Source organism: Achromobacter sp. Root565, assembly GCF_001427425.1.
In the GTDB taxonomy this organism is placed as follows: Bacteria; Pseudomonadota; Gammaproteobacteria; order Burkholderiales; family Burkholderiaceae_B; genus Achromobacter; species Achromobacter spanius_D.
Window position 1 is genome coordinate 20,778 of sequence record NZ_LMGO01000005.1, and the last position, 17,611, is coordinate 38,388.

Here is a 17,611-nt window from a genome sequence, read left to right on the forward strand (position 1 = left end):
CGCCTCAGGACAATCCTTGCATCAGAATCCGCCCGGATGCATCCCATCCTGACGGGATCCCCCACGGAGGCTTGTGGGACAATACGACCCAACCCGCACTACCCCGTCGCACGACGAGATATACCTATGAAATGGCTCATACCTGGGATCTGGCTTGCCGCCATCCTGTTCGCGCACTTCCGAGGCCGCGTCAAACTGCCGCTGGGACGGCAAATGCTGGACCATTCGGTGCTGCTGGCGCCGATCAACGCCTTCATGGTGCTGACGTCCCGTGTGCCGACCACGCCTTACCTGACGACCAGCGAAATCGCCGAACTGAAGGTGCTTGACGACAACTGGGAGACGATCCGCGAAGAAGCCATGCAGATGGCCGAGCTTCGCCGGATCAAGGCAGCCGACACCCATAACGACATCGGCTTCAACTCGTTCTTCAAATATGGGTGGAAGCGGTTCTACCTGAAGTGGTACGACGCCCGCCACCCGTCGGCCGAGGAACTCTGCCCCAAAACGGTCGCCATCCTGAAGGGCCTGCCCAAGGTCAAGGCCGCCATGTTCGCCGAGCTGCCGCCGGGCGGCCAGCTCAACCCGCACCGCGACCCGTTTGCCGGATCGCTGCGCTATCACCTGGGTCTGGCGACGCCGAACGACGACGGCTGCCACATCATCGTGGACGGCGAGCACTACAGCTGGCGCGATGGCGAAAGCGTGGTGTTCGACGAAACATACGTCCACGAGGCCTACAACAAGACGGGCGAGAACCGGATCATCCTGTTCTGCGACGTCGAGCGTCCGCTCAAGTGGCGTTGGGCCGAAGCCTTCAACGGCTGGTTCGGCCGCAAGGTCATGTCCGCGGCAAGCTCGCCCAACGACGGCGGCGACCAGACGGGCGCGATCAACAAGCTGACCCACGCGCATTGGGTGCTGGACCAGAAGCGCAAGGCCTTCAAGAAGTGGAACCGCACCGCGTACAAGGCCACCAAGTACGGGCTGATCGCGCTGGTGATTGTTGGGTTTTTGGCGTTGTAAGAACCGACGCTTCTGACATGCTGCAGAAAAAGGGCCGCAATGCATTTGCGGCCCTTTTTACGTCTACCGGTGTCTGACACCCGGGTCGCAGCCCGGCAGGGTGCGGCGCCGGCTCAAGGGTGTCAGACACCTAGGCTAGCGCTGCAAGGATTCCCAGCTTTTCATCAGGCGCTTGACCGACACCGGCATCGGCGTGCGCAGCTCCTGGGCGAAGAGCGCCACCCGCAACTCCTCGAGCAGCCAGCGGAACTCGTCCAGCCTGGGGTCTGCCGCCCCTTTCAGCGCCGCGCGGGCGCGCTGGTATTGCGTGACCAGCGGCGCCATTTCGGACACCAGCTTTGCGTCCCGTGCCGGGTCGGCGCGCAGCTTGTCAATGCGCGCGACCGCCGCCTTCAGGTAGCGCGGGAAGTGCGACAACTGCGCATACGGCGTGTCGCGGATGAACCACTTGGGCATCAGCGCACCTATTTGCTGCTGCAGATCCGCGTAAGCGGCCGCGTGGGGCTTGGCCTGCGGCAGCTTGCGTTGAAGCGCCGCATATTCAGTCAGCACTGCGCCGGCCAGCCGCGCGACCTCCTGGGCCAGCAGACCCAACCGGCCCTTGCCCTCGGCGCGGCGTGCTTCGAACTGCTGTTCGTTCACCGGCCACGGCTCGGCCAGACACGCCTGCCCCAGCGCGCAGTCGATGATCTGGTCGCGCAATTCTTCCTGCGTGCCCAGCGTCATATACAGCATGCTGATCTTGGTGAGGTCGGTGAGGTTCTTTTCGAGGAACTTCACCTGCTCGCGCAGCGCCAGCCGGAAGAGCTTCAGGAGACCCGCGCGATGGTGCTTGCGCGCCTCGTCGGGATCGTCGAACACGTCCAGGTCGCAATGCGCGCCTCGGTCCACCAGCGCCGGATAGCCGATGACGGACTGGCCGCGCCGCTTGATCTCCATGATGTCGGGCAATGGCCCGAACGACCAGGAGGTCAGGTTTTCGTGCGCCAGCGCTTGCGCGACCTGCGTGTCGCTGGCCGCCAGTTGCTGGAAGGTGGCCTGGGCCTGCTTGCCGAATTCGGCGCGCAGTTGCGCCAGATTGCGGCCGGCGGCCAGCATGCGGCCGTGCTCGTCCACGACGCGGAAGTTCATGAACAGATGCGCCGGCAGCGTTTCCAGCTTGAAGTCCCCCACCGCCGGGCGGACCTGCACCTGATCCCACATGTCGGCAATGATGGCGTCGACCAGACCCGTCTGCGGATCGGCCAGGCGCTCGAACCAGCGGTCGTAGAAGCCGGCAGCGTAGTCGGGCAGCGGCACGCAATGGCGGCGCAGCTTCTGCGGCAGCGATTTGAGCAGCAGGTGCACCTTTTCCTTGAGCATGCCGGGCACCAGCCACTCGCAGCGCGCCGGATCGATCTGGTTCAGCGCGAACAGTGGCACAGACAGCGTGACGCCGTCGCGCGGCGAGCCCGGTTCGAAGTGGTAGTCCAGCGCCATCGACACACCCTGCCATTCCACTTTCTTGGGAAAGACATCGGTCGTGACGCCGGCGGCCTCGTGCCGCATCAGCTCGTCGCGGGTCAGCATCAGCTTGGCGGCAGCCGCCTTGTCCAGGCCGCTTACCCACTTTTCGAGCGTCGCGGTCTGCGAGATGTCGGCGGGAAGCTGCCGGTCGTAGAACGCAAAGATCAGCTCGTCATCGACCAGGATGTCCGGGCGCCGGGTCTGGTGTTCGAGCTTTTCGATGCCCGCGATGAGCTTGCGGTTGTGCGCGACGAAAGGCAGGCGCGTGTCGATCTCGCCGGGCACCAGCGCCTGGCGGATGAAGAGTTCGCGCGCATGGGTGGGATTCACGCGGCCGTAATGGATGCGCCGGCCGGTATAGATGGCCAGGCCGTAGAGCGTGGCCCGCTCGTTGGCCACGACCTGCCCGGCCTTCTTTTCCCAGCGGGGGTCCGACCAGTTCTTGCGGATCAGGTGCGCGCCGATCTTTTCCAGCCACACCGGGTCGATGCGCGCCACGCAGCGCGCATACAGGCGCGTGGTCTCGACCAGTTCGGCCGCCATGATCCAGCGGCCGGCCTTTTTCACCAGGCGCGAGCCCGGATGAATGTGGAAGCGGATTTCGCGCGCGCCCTGATAGCTGCCGCCTTCGTCGCTCTTGAAGCCGATGTTGCCAAGCAGCCCGGACAACAGCGCCATGTGCAGCTGTTCGTACGTGGCTTCGGACTGGTTGACGCGCCAGCCCTGTTCGCCCACCAGCGCCGACAGCTGCGTGTGCACGTCGTGCCACTCGCGCAGGCGGATGGGCGAGAGGAAATTCTGCCGCAACAGGCCCACCAGCTTGCGCTGCGAGGCCTTGTGCTGCACCTGTTCGCCATACCAGCGCCACAGCTTCACGAAGGAGATGAACTCGGACTTGTCGTCGCCGAACTTGGCGTGCGCGGCCTCGGCGGCCTCGCGCTCCTGCATGGGACGGTCGCGCGGATCCTGCACGGACAGCGCGGAGGCGATGATCAGCATTTCGGCCAGGCACTGGTGTTCTCGTGCGGCCAGGATCATCCGCCCGATGCGCGGGTCCACGGGCAGTTTGGCCAGTTCATCGCCGGTTCGGGTCAGGACAAAAGACGCGCCCGTGCGCCCGTCGTCCGTATCGTCGTCGGACGCCGACGCCAGTTCGATGGCGCCCAGCTCCTGCAGCAGGTGGTAGCCGTCGGCCACCGCCCGCCCCGGCGGCGCTTCGACGAAGGGGAACTGCTCGATGTCGTCGAGCTTGAGCGACTTCATCCGCAGGATGACCGACGCCAGCGACGAACGCAGCACTTCGGGATCGGTGAAGGCGGCGCGATTGTTGAAATCCAGCTCGTCATAGAGCCGGATGCAGACGCCTGGCCCCACCCGCCCGCATCGGCCGGCACGCTGGTTGGCCGAGGCGCGGCTGATGGGCTCGATGCGCAGCTGCTCGACCTTGTTGCGCCACGAATAGCGCTTGATGCGGGCAAGACCGCTGTCGACGACGAAGCGGATGCCGGGCACGGTCAGCGAGGTTTCCGCCACGTTGGTGGCCAGCACGATACGGCGGGCGTTGCCGCGCGGGCGGAAGATCTGTTCCTGCTCGGCCTGCGACAGGCGCGCAAACAGCGGCAGCACCTCGGTGCCGGCCGGGTGCCGCTTGCGCAGCGCTTCGGCCGATTCACGGATCTCGCGCTCGCCGGGCAGGAACACCAGCACGTCACCCGGGCCATGCCGCGCGCATTCGTCGACGGCATCGACGATGGCGTCGATCAGGTCGCGCTCTTCGTCGCCCGACATGCGCTCGCGGTCGCGGCCGGCCTTGTTGGGCGCGGGCGCGTCATCGCCGGCGGCGGGCTCTTCGCGCACGGGCCGGTAGCGCACTTCGACGGGATACAGGCGGCCCGAGACTTCGATGACCGGCGCGGGCTTGTCTTCCGACGCGGCAAAGTGTCTGGCGAAGCGCTCGGCGTCGATGGTGGCCGACGTGATGATGAGCTTTAGGTCCGGGCGCCGCGGCAAGAGCTGCTTCAGGTAGCCCAGCAGGAAGTCGATGTTCAGGCTGCGCTCGTGCGCCTCGTCGATGATGATCGTGTCGTAGCGGCGCAGGAGCGGATCGCGCTGCGATTCGGCCAGCAGGATGCCGTCCGTCATCAGCTTGATGGACGCGTTGGGACCGGTGCGGTCGTTGAACCGCACCTGGTAGCCGACGACTTCGCCCATGGGCGTGTTCAGCTCCTCGGCGATGCGCTTGGCCACCGAGGTCGCCGCCAGGCGTCGCGGCTGCGTGTGGCCGATCATCTTCTGGCGGCCGCGGCCCAGTTCCAGGCAGATCTTGGGAAGCTGGGTGGTCTTGCCCGAGCCGGTTTCGCCGCTGACGATCACGACCTGATGGCCGGCGATGGCGCGCGCGATCTCCTGCCGCCGTGCGCTGACGGGCAGGTCTTCCGGGTAGGTGACGGCCGGAATGGGCCGTTCGGGACGGGGCGCGGCGGGGCGGCCTTCGGGACGGGCCCGGGGCGCTTGCCGGGGGGCTTGCCGAGCGTCTGGCTGAGCACTTGGCCGGGCGTCTTCCGGGGGCTGCTCCCGGTCAGTGGCGCGCGGCGCCGGCTTTTTCGGCGCCCGCGGGCTGGAGGATTCAGGCATGTAGGATTTATCCGATTAGCCCGCCATTATAAATTTCTGGCGGACTTCGCGCGCGCGGCCCCTGCCTGCCCCGCGCGCGTGCCCTACAGCAGCTTGCCCGGGTTCATGAGCTGGTTGGGATCGAGCGCCCGCTTGATCATCAGCATCAGGTCCATTTCCACCGGCGACTTGTAGCGCCGCAGCTCGTCGCGCCGCAACTGGCCCACGCCGTGCTCGGCGCTGATGCTGCCGCCGCGCTGGGCCACCAGGTCGTGCACGCGGCGGTTCAGCGCCGCGGTCAGCCGGGCGTATTCGGCGGGCGCCACGTCCAGCGGCAGCAGCACGTTGTAGTGCAGGTTGCCGTCGCCGATGTGGCCGAAGTTGATGATGGGCAGTCCCGGAAAATCCGATACCAGCGCCAGGTCCGCTTCCTCGACGAATGCGGCAAGGCGCGAAATGGGCAGCGCGATGTCGTGCTTGACCGCCTTGCCCGCGCGCACCTGCGCCTGCGAGATGCCCTCGCGCAGCCGCCACAAGGACTGGACCTGGGTGTCGTTCATCGCGACCACGCAGTCCTGGATGATGCCGGCTTCCAGCGCCGCGCCCAGCGCGGTTTCCAGCAAGGCGGGCAGTCCGGCGGGCTCGGTGTCCGACAGTTCAACCAGGGCGTAATAGGCATGGCGGCCGGCCAGCGGGCTGGCCGCGCCGCTGACGTGCGCCACCACCAGATCGAGGCAACGCGCGGACATCATTTCGAACGCGGTCAGCCTTTCGCCGCAAACGCCCTGCAGGCGGCTGAGCAACGCCACCACCTGCGCGGGCGTGTCCGCGCCCACCCATGCCGCCACACGGCCCGCGGGCGCGGGGTACAGCTTGAGCACCGCGCCGGTGATGATGCCCAGCGTGCCTTCGGAGCCGATGAACAGGCTTTTGAGGTCATACCCGGTGTTGTCCTTGCGCAGGCCGCGCAGGCCGTTCCAGACGCGGCCATCGGGCAGCACCACCTCCAGCCCCAGCGCCAGATCGCGCGTGTTGCCGTAGCGCAGCACCGCGGTGCCGCCGGCATTGGTGGCCAGATTGCCGCCGATGGTGCAGCTGCCCTCCGCGCCCAAACTCAGCGGGAAGAAGCGGCCGACGTTGCGCGCGGCGGCCTGCACGTCGGCCAGCAGGACGCCCGCGTCGGCGCACAGGGTGTTGTTGACCGGATCCACCTCGCGGATGCGTTTCATGCGATTCAGGCTGAGGATCACCTGCGCGCCGCTGCCGTCAGGCGTGGCGCCACCGCTCATGCCGGTATTGCCGCCCTGCGGCACCACTGGCGTGCGCGTCTGATGGCACAGCCGCATGACGGCCGACACCTCGGTGGCGTTGCGAGGCCGCACCACCACGGGCGTGCTGCCCTGCCACTTGCCCAGCCAGTCGCGCACGTAAGGCCCCTGGCCCTCGGCATCGAGCACCAGCCCGTTGTCGCCGACCAGGTGCGACAGCCGATCGATGAGTTCGTGATTGCGCATGGTGGCCTCAGGCGCCGTGCCAGTTCAGCCGGATGCGGCCGATCGCCATCGCCGCGGCCGCCTGTGTCGGCTCTACGACGGGCAGGCCCAGCTCGGCCTGCAGCCAGCCGCGATAGGCCGCCATGCCCGCGCAGCCCAGCACCAGCACGTCGGCCTGATGCTCATCGCGCAACCGCGCACCGACGTGCAATAGGCGCTCGCGGGTGCGCGCCTCATCAGACAGTTCGACCACGCCCAGATCCAGCGGCAGCTCGGCCGCCACGCGGCCCGACAGGCCGATCGCGCCGAACATGCGTCCGTGACGCGGCAGCGATTGGCGCAGGATCGCGATCACGCCCACGCGCTGGCCCAGCGTCAGCGCGGTCAGCATGCCGCATTCGCTGATGCCCAGCACCGGCTTGCGCGTGGCTTCGCGCACCGCGTGCAGACCCGGGTCGCTGAAGCAGGCGATGACGTAGCCTGCGGCAGCGGCGCCGTGGTCGGCATCCAGCTTGCGCACCAGCGCGGCGAGCGGCAGCGTCACGCTTTCGACGTCGAGCTGCGTCTGGACGCCCGCCGGCCCCTCGGCCAGCGTCAGGCATTGGATGCACGGACCGCCGGCCATGCGCAGCGGTTCCAGCGCCGCGTCGAACGCATCCGTCACGGCCTGCGTGGAATTGGGATTGATCACAAACAGGGTCTGTTCCATTCGTCCGTCCTGGTCGTCCGTCCTGGTGGTGGCCGGGCCCGCGCCATGTGGACGCGGACCGGGGCAAGGTACGGCGCCAGTCTATCTGCGGGCGGCCTGAGCATGTATTGTCAATTTGTGCGCTGCCCTTAACCCTTTGTTATGCTCGTCGCGTCAAGTCGGAGCGGGCGCGCCATGCAACTGAATCTGCGGCAAATCGAAGTTTTCCGGGCGGTAATGACCACGGGTTCGATCAGTGGGGCGGCCAAGCTGCTGTTCGTCTCGCAGCCCGCAGTCAGCCGGCTGTTGTCGCACACGGAACAGCGGCTGGGCTTCGCGCTGTTTGAGCGCATCAAGGGCCGGCTGTATCCCACGCCCGAATCCCGGCAGCTCTTTCGCGAAGTGGAAACGGTCTATGCCGGCGTGCGGCGCGTGGAGGAGCTGGCTTCGGAATTGTCCGAGCGCCGCAGCGGCATCCTGCATCTGGTGTCCAGTCCCAGCATCGGCCACATGCTCGTGCCCCTGACGATCTCGCGATTTCGCGAAACGCACCCTGACGTCAAGGTCACCTTTCAGCCGTTGACGCAGCAGCCCCTGACGCAAATGCTGCTGGACAACCGCGCCGAACTGGGTGTGGTGATCTTGCCCGTCCAGCACCCGAATCTGCTGACGCAGCCCATCGGCCAGGCCCGGCTGGTCTGCATCTGCCCGTACAACCATCCGCTGGCGCATCGCTCGCTGCTATCCATCGGCGATCTGTTGCCCTACCCGCTGATTTCGTACGGCGGCGACACGCCGTTCGGCATGCTGGTCGAGCAGATGTACCACGAGGCCGGACAGACCCGCCGGCTGGCTGTGGAAGTGAGTTCGCCGCAGAACGCGTGCTCGCTGGTGCAGGCCGGCGCGGGCATCGCCATCGTCGATGAATTCTCGGTCAAGAGCCGCACGCAGGGCGACTTCGTAGTGCGTCCGATCGACCAGGCAAAGATCCTGACAGCGAGCCTGGTGCAGTCGCGCTTCGAGCCGCTGTCGCAGCTTGCGCAGGCCTTTGTCGACGTGCTGCGCCACACGCTTTGCGAGCAGGGATTCGAGCTGTCCGCAAACGTCCAGGCAAACCCTGCCAAGGGTAAACCTTGACTTAACTGGCTGTTATACCAAGGCAATAAAAAAGCAAGTGGAGTTCTAAAACTTCCGCTTTAGGATGACATCGAAACGTCGCTTCCGATTTCGGTTTTCACGCATCCTGACGGAGAAAAGATGGCAGCCTCCATCGACGCCAAAGGCGTCTTCACCATTTGCCCCACACCCTTCGACGATGCCCTGCGTGTCGATACCGACAGCATCCGCACGTTGGTCGATTTCCTGCTTGAAACCGGGGTGACCGGGCTGGCAATCCTGGGCTTTCTGGGCGAGCTGCACAAGCTGTCCAACGACGAGCGCCGGCGGGTGCTGGAAACCTTCGTGAAGCACACGAACGGCCGCGTGCCGGTGTGGGTGGGCGTGCGTGCCCACGGCATCGCCGGCGCCATCGAGCAGGCCCGCGAAGCGCAGGAGCTGGGCGCATCGGCTGTGTTCGCCGCGCCGTTGGACAACGCCAGCGATGCCCTGCTGTTCGACTACTACAAGGCCGTGGCCGAAGCCGTGAAGATTCCGGTCGTGATCCACGATTTTCCGGACTCCTTCGGCACGGAGATCCGCCCCGAGGTAGTGGCGCGGCTGGGCCGCGAAGGCGGCGTGCACATGATCAAGATGGAAGAGCCGCCGGTGGGGCAGAAGATCAGCCGCATCCGCGAACTGGTGCCGGACGCCGACATGGCCATCTTCGGCGGGTTGGGAGGCGTGTACTTCCTGGAAGAGCTGCAGCGCGGCGCGGTCGGCACCATGACCGGCTTTGCGTTCCCGGAGATCCTGGTTGCCATCTACGAACGCTATGCCAGCGGCGACCACGCCGGCGCCGCCGCGATCTTCGACCGCTACTGCCCGCTGATCCGCTACGAGTTCCAGCCCAAGATCGGACTGGCGTTGCGCAAGTATGTCTATCAGCGCCGCGGCGCCATCAAAAGCCACGCGCTGCGCGCGCCGGCGATGCGCATCGATCCGGTCACCGCGGCCGAGCTGGAAGCCACCGTCGCGCGCGTCGGGCTGTCGCTGGGCGCCACCGGCCGCCAACCCGTGCAGGGTTGAAAGGAGCAAACACATGGATCTCGGAATCAAGGGCAAGCACGCGCTGGTGTGCGCGTCGAGCAAGGGCCTGGGCTACGCCTCTGCGCTATCGCTGGCGCGCGAAGGCGTGAATCTGGTGATGGCCGCGCGCACGGCCACCACGCTGGACGCCGCGGCGGACGCAATCCGCCGCGAGACCGGCGCGTCGGTCATCACGGTGGCCGCCGACGTCACCACCGAGGCCGGCAGGCAGGCGCTGCTGGCGGCCTGCCCCGAACCCGACATCCTGGTCACCAACGCGGGCGGGCCGAAGCCCGGCGACTTCCGCGAGTGGTCGCGCGACGACTGGATTGCCGCGCTGGACGCCAACATGCTGACGCCCATCGCGCTGATCCGCGCCACGGTGGACGGCATGATCGCGCGGCGCTTCGGCCGCATTGTCAACATCACGTCCGCCGCCGTGAAGATGCCCATCGACATCCTGGGCCTGTCCAACGGCGCGCGGGCCGGACTGACCGGTTTCGTGGCGGGACTGGCGCGCCAGACCGTGCGGCACGGCGTCACGATCAACAACCTGCTGCCCGGGCCTTTCCTGACGGACCGCCTGCGCCAGACCGCCGAACGCGGCGCGCGCGACAGCGGCAAGACGGTGGACGACGTGCTGGCCGCGCGGCTGGCGGGCATTCCAGCCGGCCGGTATGGCGACCCCGCCGAATTCGGCGACGCCTGCGCCTTTCTGTGCGGCGCGCGCGCCGGCTACATGACGGGGCAGAACCTGGTGCTGGACGGCGGCATCTATCCCGGAACGCTCTGACTCTTCTTTCGCGCGGAACCCCTTACCCATGACCGATACCGCAGCATTCGACCTGACGATCCGCAACGGCCGCATCAGCACCGCCACCGACACCTTCCACGCCGACATCGGCGTGCGCGACGGCGTGATCGTCGCGCTGGGACAGGGCCTGCCGCCCGGTGCACGGGACATCGACGCCGCGGGGCGCTGGGTGCTGCCGGGCGGCATCGACAGCCACTGCCATGTCGAGCAGCTATCGGGCATGGGCATCATGTGTGCCGACGACTTCTACAGCGCCACCGTATCGGCGGCGTTCGGCGGCACCACCACCATCATTCCGTTCGCGGCCCAGCACCGCGGCAACGCGCTGCCGGAGGTGGTGGCCGATTACGCCCGCCGCGCCGAGGAAAAGGCGGTCATCGACTACGGCTTTCACCTGATCCTGTCGGATCCCACGGAACAGGCGCTCAAGCACGACCTGCCCGAACTCATCAAGAACGGCATCACGTCGTTCAAGGTGTTCATGACGTACGACCGCCTGAAGCTGGACGACTACCAGTTGCTGGACGTGTTGGAAGTTGCCGACCGCGAGGGCGCGCTGGTCATGGTGCACGCCGAGAACAACGACATGATCCGCTGGGTGGCCCGCCGCCTCGCCGAACGCGGCATGACGGCGCCCAAGTACCACGCCGTGGCGCACACGCCGCTCGCCGAAAGCGAGGCGACCCATCGCGCCGTAACGCTGGCTCGCATGATGGATGTGCCCATCCTGATCGTTCACGTCGCGGGACTGGAAGCGGTGCGCGTGGTGCACTCGTCACAGGCGCTGGGGTTGCCCATCCACGCGGAAAGCTGCCCGCAGTACCTGTTTCTGACCGCCGATGACATTGACGCCCCCGGCCTGGAAGGCGCCAAGTTCTGCTGCAGCCCGCCCCCGCGCGATGCGGCCTCGCAAGAAGCCGTCTGGCAGGGCCTGACGGACGGCACCCTGCAGATCTATTCGTCCGACCACGCCCCGTACCGCTTCGACGCCAGCGGCAAGCTGCCCAAGGGCGACGCCACCACCTTCAAGGACGTGGCCAACGGGGTGCCGGGGCTGGAAGTGCGCATGCCCCTGCTCTTTTCCGAAGGCGTGCTGGGCGGGCGCATGTCGATTGAACGCTTCGTGGCGCTGACCGCCGCCAATCATGCCCGCACCTACGGCCTGTACCCACAGAAGGGGACCATCGCGATCGGCGCGGATGCAGACATTGCGATCTGGAATCCGGAGCGCGAGGTGACGATCTCCGCGTCCATGCTGCACGACAACGTGGGCTACACGCCCTACGAAGGCCGGACCGTGCGCGGCTGGCCCGAAGTGGTCATCAGCCGCGGCCGCATCGCCGTCGAGAACGGTCAGCTGCATGTCGAGCGCGGCAGCGGCCGCTTCATCAAGCGCGGCACGCCCGAACCCGTACTGCGCCAGCGCCTGACCGGCAATCCCAATGCGCTGGTGCGCAAGTATTTTTCGGCCGATAGCGCCGCCTGAGTCATAGCTAAAGGAACCCGGCATGAGCAAACGTCCCTTCGGCCTGGCGGTCGCGCAAATGGGTCCGGTGCAACCCGAGGAGACCCGGCGGCAGGCGGTGGCGCGCCTGCTCGCGATGATGCGCGAGGCGCATGGACGCGGCGCGCGCATGGTGGTGTTTCCGGAACTGGCGCTGACCACCTTCTTTCCACGCTACTGGATGACGGAAGAAGAAGCGATGGCGCGCTACTTTGAAAAGGAAATGCCCGGCCCCGAGACCCGCGTGCTGTTCGACACCGCGCGGGAGCTGGGCATCGGCTTTTACCTGGGCTACGCCGAGATCGCCTCGGACGGCCGGCGCTTCAACACCAGCATCCTGGTCGATGCCAACGCGCGCATCGTCGGACGCTACCGCAAGATCCACCTGCCGGGCCACAGCGACCACAAGCCCGAGGCCCCTTTCCAGCATCTGGAAAAGAAGTTCTTTGAAGTCGGCAACGACGGCTTCAACGTCTGGGAAACGCTGGGCACGCGCATCGGCATGTGCCTGTGCAACGACCGCCGCTGGACGGAGACCTGGCGCGTGCTTGCGCTGCAGGGCGCCGAGATCGTGGCGCTGGGATACAACACGCCGTCATTGAATATCCACTGGAACGAACCGGTCCACTTGCGCATGTTCCACCATCTGCTCAGTCTGCAGGCGGCCGCGTATCAGAACGCGGTCTGGGTGGCCGCCGCAGGCAAGGCCGGCAATGAGGACGGCAGCCACCTGATCGCCGGATCGGCCATCGTCGCGCCCACGGGCGAGATCGTGGCGCAGGCGCAGGGGGAGGAGGACGAGGTGATTTTCTGCCAGGCCGACCTGGCGCTGGGAGACACCTTCAAGCAGCACATCTTCAACTTCGCCGCCCACCGGCGCCCGGAACACTACGGCTTGATTCTCGAGCGCGTGGGGGCCGGCCCCGCCCTGGGCAAGACGCCTCTTCCCTAAAGGACCCGCCATGACCCGCCTTCTCCGCACCCTGACGTTTGCCGGCCGCTGCGGCCTCACGCTGTGCCTGGCCGGCGCCAGCCTGGCCGCTGCCGCCCAGCCGCTGACGACCGGCGTGGACGCCACGTTTGCCCCGCACGCCATGCCCAAGCTGGGCGGCGGGCTGGACGGCTTCAACATCGAACTGGGCCAGGCCATCGCCAAGCAGCTTGGCACCACCATCAAGATCGAGGGCACCGAGTATGCCGCGCTGATTCCGGGCCTGAACGCCAAGAAGTACGACTTCGTGCTGGCGCCCACCACCGCCACCGAGGAACGCGCCCGCGCGCTGCTGTTTTCCGAGGGCTATCTGAACACCGACTACACCTTCGTGATCGGCAAGAACGGCAAGGACATCAAGGGCCTGGATGACCTGAAGGGCAGGAAGCTGGCGGTCAACAAGGGGTCGGCCTATGAGAACTGGGCGCGCGACAACGCGGCCAAGTACGGCTTCACGTACGACGTGTACGCCTCCAATGCCGACGCGGTGCAGGCGGTGCAGGCCGGCCGCGCGGACGCCAACCTGGCGGGCAACACCGTGGCGGCCTGGGCCGCCAAGCAGAACCCGGCCGTGCGCACCAGCTACACGATCAAGACAGGTTTGGTCTGGGCGCTGGCGTTCCGGCTGGACGACAAGGCGGGCCGCGACCGCGTGTCCATGGCGCTCAAGTGCCTGAAGCAGGACGGCACGGTGTCCAAGTTGGCGCAGAAGTGGTTCGGCTTCACGCCTGCAGCCGGTACGGCGGCGGTCACGGTGACGCCGGGCCAGGGCGTGCCGGACCTGCCGGGCTACGACGCCAAGCCGGTCGAACTGCGCTGCAGCTGATTTTCCGACGCACCGCCAACGACAGGGGAGGAGCCGCTTCGCGGCCCCTGCCCGCGCTTTGAGGAGCTTTCGATGGAAACGCCGATCCTGAAAATCGCCGGGCTGCACAAGTCCTATGGCGACAACGCGGTCCTCAAGGGGATCGACCTGGACGTGAGCCGCGGCGAGCTGGTCTTCATGATCGGCCCCTCCGGCTCGGGCAAGAGCAGCCTCCTGCGCTGCTGCAACCGGCTGGAGGAACCGACCGCCGGCAGCATCCACGTCGACGACGAGGAGATCACCGCGCCGTCGGCCGAGCTGAACCGCATCCGCCAGAACATCGGCATGGTGTTCCAGCACTTCAACCTGTACCGCCACATGTCCGTGCTGTCGAACATCACGCTGGCGCTGCGCAAGGTGCAGAAGCTGGCACGCGCCGAGGCCGACCGCCGCGGCCTGGAGGCGCTGGACCGCGTGGGACTGGCCGACAAGGCGCGCGCCTATCCCGACCAATTGTCCGGCGGCCAGCAGCAGCGCGTGGGGATCGCGCGGTCACTGGCGCTGCGGCCCAAGGTGGTGCTGTTCGACGAGCCGACCAGCGCGCTGGATCCGGAGCTGGTCGGCAGCGTGCTGAACGTGATGCGTGAACTGAAGCGCGACGGCATGACGATGATGGTGGTCAGCCACGAGATGGGCTTCGCCCGCGCGGCAGCCGATCGGGTGGTGTTCATGGACGGCGGGGTGATCGTCGAGCAAGGCCCGCCGCAAGACGTCTTTGGCGCCCCCCGACAACCCCGCACGCAGGCCTTCCTGGCCAGCATGGCGGAACATGCCGCGTAACGCGGTTTGAAGAGTGCTCCATGGATCTGAACGCCCTGCTGTTTTCGTTCTTCAACGTTGAGGTCGCCTGGCGCTACCTGCCCGACATCCTGGCCGGCATGTGGGTCACGCTGCAACTGGGCGTGGCGGTGGCCGCGACGGGCGTGGCGCTTGGCCTGGTGCTGGCCGTGGTGCGCGCGCTGCGCATCCGGCCGGTGAATTTCCTGATCATCTGTTTTGCCGACATCCTGCGCGCGCTGCCGCCGCTGGTGGTGATCATGGTGCTGTTCTTCGCGTTCCCCTACATCAACCTGTCGATGTCGGCATTCATGGCGTGCTGGCTGTCGCTGTCGCTGGTGCTGGCCGCGTTTGCCGAGGAAATCTTCTGGGCGGGCATCCTGTCCGTGCCGCGCGGCCAGGCCGAGGCGGCGCGCTCGACGGGGCTGAACTGGCTGCAGAGCATGGTGTATGTCGTGATGCCGCAGGCAATGCGGCTGACGGTCGCGCCGCTGACCAACCGGGTCATCGCCATCACCAAGAGCACCGCGCTGGGTTCGGTCGTGGGCTTGAGCGAAGTGCTCAACAACGCGCAATCGGCCAGCAGCAATGCGGGCAACGCCACGCCGCTGACCTTGGCCGCGGTGGCGTGCCTGCTGATCTTCCTGCCGGTCGTGATTCTGGGGCGCTGGACCGAAACGCGCTTCAAGTGGAAGCACTGACGGAAAGCACTGACCGGAAGCATCTTTACCAATGCATATCGGGCGGGAAGCGAGGTCGACCACACCCGCCCGCCACAACAAGGGAGCCCCGAACGGGCCCCAGGGGAACCGCATGGACGAAATCCTGCAGAATTTCTTCAACCTGAACATCTACGTCAGCGTGGCGCCGTATCTGCTGCAGGGGTTGGGCCGCACGCTGATGCTGTCGGCCATGGTGATCCCGGTTGGACTGGCCTCGGGACTGCTCATCGGGGTGCTGTCCGTCACGCTGAAGTCCCGCTGGTCGCGCGTGCTGCTGGCCATCTACATCGACTTCTTCCGCGCCCTGCCGCCGCTGGTGCTACTGATCTTCATCTATTTCGGGGCGCCGTTCCTGGGCCTGGACCTGCCCAAGCTGCTGGCGGTGGCCGTAGGCTTCATGCTGAACAATTCGTCCTATTACGGCGAGGTCTTTCGCGCCGGCCTGGAAAGCGTGCCGCGCGGGCAGATCGAGGCGGCGCGCTCCACCGGCCTGTCGGCCTGGCAGACGATGTGGCACGTGCAGATTCCGCAGGCCACGCGCAACGTCATGCCGGACCTCATCAGCAATACGCTCGAAGTGGTCAAGCTGACCACGCTGGCCAGCGCCGTGGCGCTGCCGGAGCTGCTGCGGGTGGCTCGCGACGCCCAGTCGCTGGTGTACAACCCCTCGCCCATCGTGCTCGCGGCGCTTTTCTACCTTGCGTTGCTGTGGCCAGTGGTGCGGCTGCTGAGCCGCCTGGAACACCGGCAGCTTTCCCGGCATTGACCCTTTTCGTGCCGCGACCGGTGGGTCAGCCCGGACGCGGCACCGCATCCTGTGGGGCGCCCGCAACAATGCGTCCTGCGCGCGGCGCGGCCCGGGCGGCCGCGCGCCCTATAATTCCGCGTAGCGCCGCCCCCTGAGGCGGCGCTCTCCGCACGGCCTGCCGGCCTGCGCCGTCCCGCGACCCATAGGATTCTTAAGCAACTCACACCATGCCCGACCTGGAACCAGACACCGTCTCCGCCCTTGAAGCCCCTGAATTCGCCGCCGCGCAGTTTGTGCGATGGTTCCGAGACGTGGCCCCCTACGTGCACGCGTTCCGAGGCAAGACCTTCGTGGTGGCGTTTGGCGGTGAACTGGTGCAGGCGGGCGCGTTGAACGCCCTGGTCCAGGATCTGTCCCTGCTCTCCTCGCTGGGCATCCGGCTGGTGCTGGTGCATGGCTCGCGGCCCCAGGTCAACGAACAACTGCGCCTGAAGGGCTACACGCAGCAGTTCGACCGGGGCCTGTCCCCCACCGACGCCGCCGCGCTGGAATGCGCCAAGGAAGCCGCCGGCGAAATCCGCCTGGACATCGAGGCCGCGTTCAGCCAAGGGCTGCCCAACACGCCGATGTCGCACGCCCACATCCGCGTGATCTCCGGCAACTTCGTCACGGCGCGTCCCACCGGCGTGCTGGACGGCGTGGACTACAAGCACACCGGCCAGGTGCGCAAGATCGATATCGAAGCCCTGAAGTTCGCCATCGAGAAAGGCTCGTCGGTCGTGCTGCTGTCGCCGCTGGGGTTCTCGCCTACCGGCGACGCCTTCAACCTGGCGATGGAAGACCTGGCCACCAGCGTGGCCGTGGGCCTGCGCGCCGAGAAGCTGATCTTCCTGTCCAGCTCGCAGGGCGTGCTGAACGAAGACGGCACGCTGGACACCGAACTGGCGCGCGTGGACGCCGACGCGCTGCTGGCTGGCGGCGAGCTGGACGAAGAGACCCATTCCTTCCTGCAATACGCCTCGCTCGCGGTCAAGCGCGGCGTGGCCCGCGCCCACCTGCTGCCCTTCGAGCTGGATGGCAGTGTGCTGCTCGAGATCTTCACCCACGATGGCGTGGGCACGATGGTCGTCGAGGACACGCTGGACGACCTGCGCCCGGCCACCATCGACGACGTGGGCGCCATCCTCAGCCTCATCGAACCGCTGGAAGCCGACGGCACGCTGGTGCCACGCCCGCGCAGCGTCGTCGAACGCGACGTCGAGAACTTCACCGTGCTGGAGCACGACGGTGTCATCTACGGCTGCGCGGCCCTGCACGACTTCCACGACGAACAGATGGCCGAAATGGCCTGCCTGATCGTGCACCCCGAATGGCAGGGCTCCGGCGAAGGCGAGATCCTGCTGCGCCACATGGAATCGCGCGCCCGCGCCTTGGGCGCCAAGCGGCTGTTCGTGCTGACCACCCGCACCTCGCACTGGTTCATGAAGCGCGGATTCGTGCAGGGCGGCATCACCGACCTGCCCCGCGAAAAGCAGAACAACTACAACCGTTCCCGCAACAGCCTGGTTTTCATCAAGAAGCTCTGAAACCGGCCCGCGGGGCGATTTCCGCGGTAAGCGGAAGGGGCTTGGCGCCCGACGCACGCCAAGCCCGCTAAAATGTGGCGTTATTCATTTTTCC

At 66.8% G+C, this 17,611-nt stretch carries 14 protein-coding genes; 11 read left to right on the forward strand and 3 right to left on the reverse strand.

Translation table 11 applies throughout. The features are described from left to right. The first annotated feature begins 126 nt into the window (after positions 1-126). A complete protein-coding gene (gene lpxO / locus ASD71_RS16725) occupies positions 127-1,026 on the forward strand; it encodes a lipid A hydroxylase LpxO (RefSeq protein ID WP_056567064.1) in 900 nt (299 codons plus the stop codon). A gap of 135 nt (positions 1,027-1,161) precedes the next feature. Here lpxO and hrpA read toward each other — a convergent pair whose 3' ends face one another. From hrpA to ASD71_RS16740, 3 genes are all read right to left on the reverse strand, one after another. Next, positions 1,162-5,166, reverse strand: coding sequence for an ATP-dependent RNA helicase HrpA (gene hrpA / locus ASD71_RS16730; protein ID WP_056567066.1), 4,005 nt, complete (start codon positions 5,164-5,166; stop codon positions 1,162-1,164). Between the two features lie 83 nt (positions 5,167-5,249). Beyond that, the gene (locus ASD71_RS16735; RefSeq protein ID WP_056567068.1) at positions 5,250-6,659 is read right to left on the reverse strand and encodes an FAD-binding oxidoreductase; all 1,410 of its coding nucleotides are present in this window, start codon (positions 6,657-6,659) and stop codon (positions 5,250-5,252) included. Between the two features lie 7 nt (positions 6,660-6,666). After that, a complete protein-coding gene (locus ASD71_RS16740; protein ID WP_056567071.1) occupies positions 6,667-7,347 on the reverse strand; it encodes an aspartate/glutamate racemase family protein in 681 nt (226 codons plus the stop codon). Between the two features lie 174 nt (positions 7,348-7,521). Between ASD71_RS16740 and ASD71_RS16745 the strand changes: the two genes are divergently transcribed. From ASD71_RS16745 to argA, 10 genes are all read left to right on the forward strand, one after another. Then, complete coding sequence (locus ASD71_RS16745) at positions 7,522-8,463, forward strand: LysR substrate-binding domain-containing protein (RefSeq protein ID WP_056567073.1); 942 nt, start codon at positions 7,522-7,524, stop codon at positions 8,461-8,463. Positions 8,464-8,583: 120 nt separating this feature from the next. Continuing rightward, the gene (locus ASD71_RS16750) at positions 8,584-9,510 is read left to right on the forward strand and encodes a dihydrodipicolinate synthase family protein (protein ID WP_056567074.1); all 927 of its coding nucleotides are present in this window, start codon (positions 8,584-8,586) and stop codon (positions 9,508-9,510) included. A gap of 13 nt (positions 9,511-9,523) precedes the next feature. Beyond that, complete coding sequence (locus ASD71_RS16755) at positions 9,524-10,303, forward strand: SDR family oxidoreductase (RefSeq protein ID WP_056567075.1); 780 nt, start codon at positions 9,524-9,526, stop codon at positions 10,301-10,303. Positions 10,304-10,331: 28 nt separating this feature from the next. Continuing rightward, positions 10,332-11,810, forward strand: coding sequence for a dihydropyrimidinase (gene hydA / locus ASD71_RS16760; protein ID WP_056567076.1), 1,479 nt, complete (start codon positions 10,332-10,334; stop codon positions 11,808-11,810). A gap of 22 nt (positions 11,811-11,832) precedes the next feature. Next, positions 11,833-12,780, forward strand: coding sequence for an N-carbamoyl-D-amino-acid hydrolase (locus ASD71_RS16765; protein ID WP_056567078.1), 948 nt, complete (start codon positions 11,833-11,835; stop codon positions 12,778-12,780). A 10-nt stretch (positions 12,781-12,790) separates the two neighbouring features. After that, a complete protein-coding gene (locus tag ASD71_RS16770; protein ID WP_056567081.1) occupies positions 12,791-13,645 on the forward strand; it encodes a transporter substrate-binding domain-containing protein in 855 nt (284 codons plus the stop codon). A gap of 72 nt (positions 13,646-13,717) precedes the next feature. Further along, on the forward strand, positions 13,718-14,464 hold the full coding sequence (locus ASD71_RS16775; protein ID WP_056567085.1) for an amino acid ABC transporter ATP-binding protein: 747 nt from the start codon (positions 13,718-13,720) through the stop codon (positions 14,462-14,464). A 20-nt stretch (positions 14,465-14,484) separates the two neighbouring features. Then, positions 14,485-15,162, forward strand: a complete 678-nt coding sequence (locus tag ASD71_RS16780; protein WP_056567089.1) for an amino acid ABC transporter permease — start codon at positions 14,485-14,487, stop codon at positions 15,160-15,162. 112 nt (positions 15,163-15,274) lie between these two features. Further along, positions 15,275-15,949 carry an amino acid ABC transporter permease gene (locus tag ASD71_RS16785; RefSeq protein ID WP_056567093.1) on the forward strand — a complete coding sequence of 225 codons (675 nt, stop codon included), beginning with the start codon at positions 15,275-15,277 and terminating at the stop codon, positions 15,947-15,949. 209 nt (positions 15,950-16,158) lie between these two features. Further along, positions 16,159-17,517: an amino-acid N-acetyltransferase gene (gene argA, locus ASD71_RS16790; RefSeq protein WP_056567102.1), complete on the forward strand. Its 1,359-nt coding sequence runs from the start codon at positions 16,159-16,161 to the stop codon at positions 17,515-17,517. Positions 17,518-17,611: the final 94 nt, after the last annotated feature.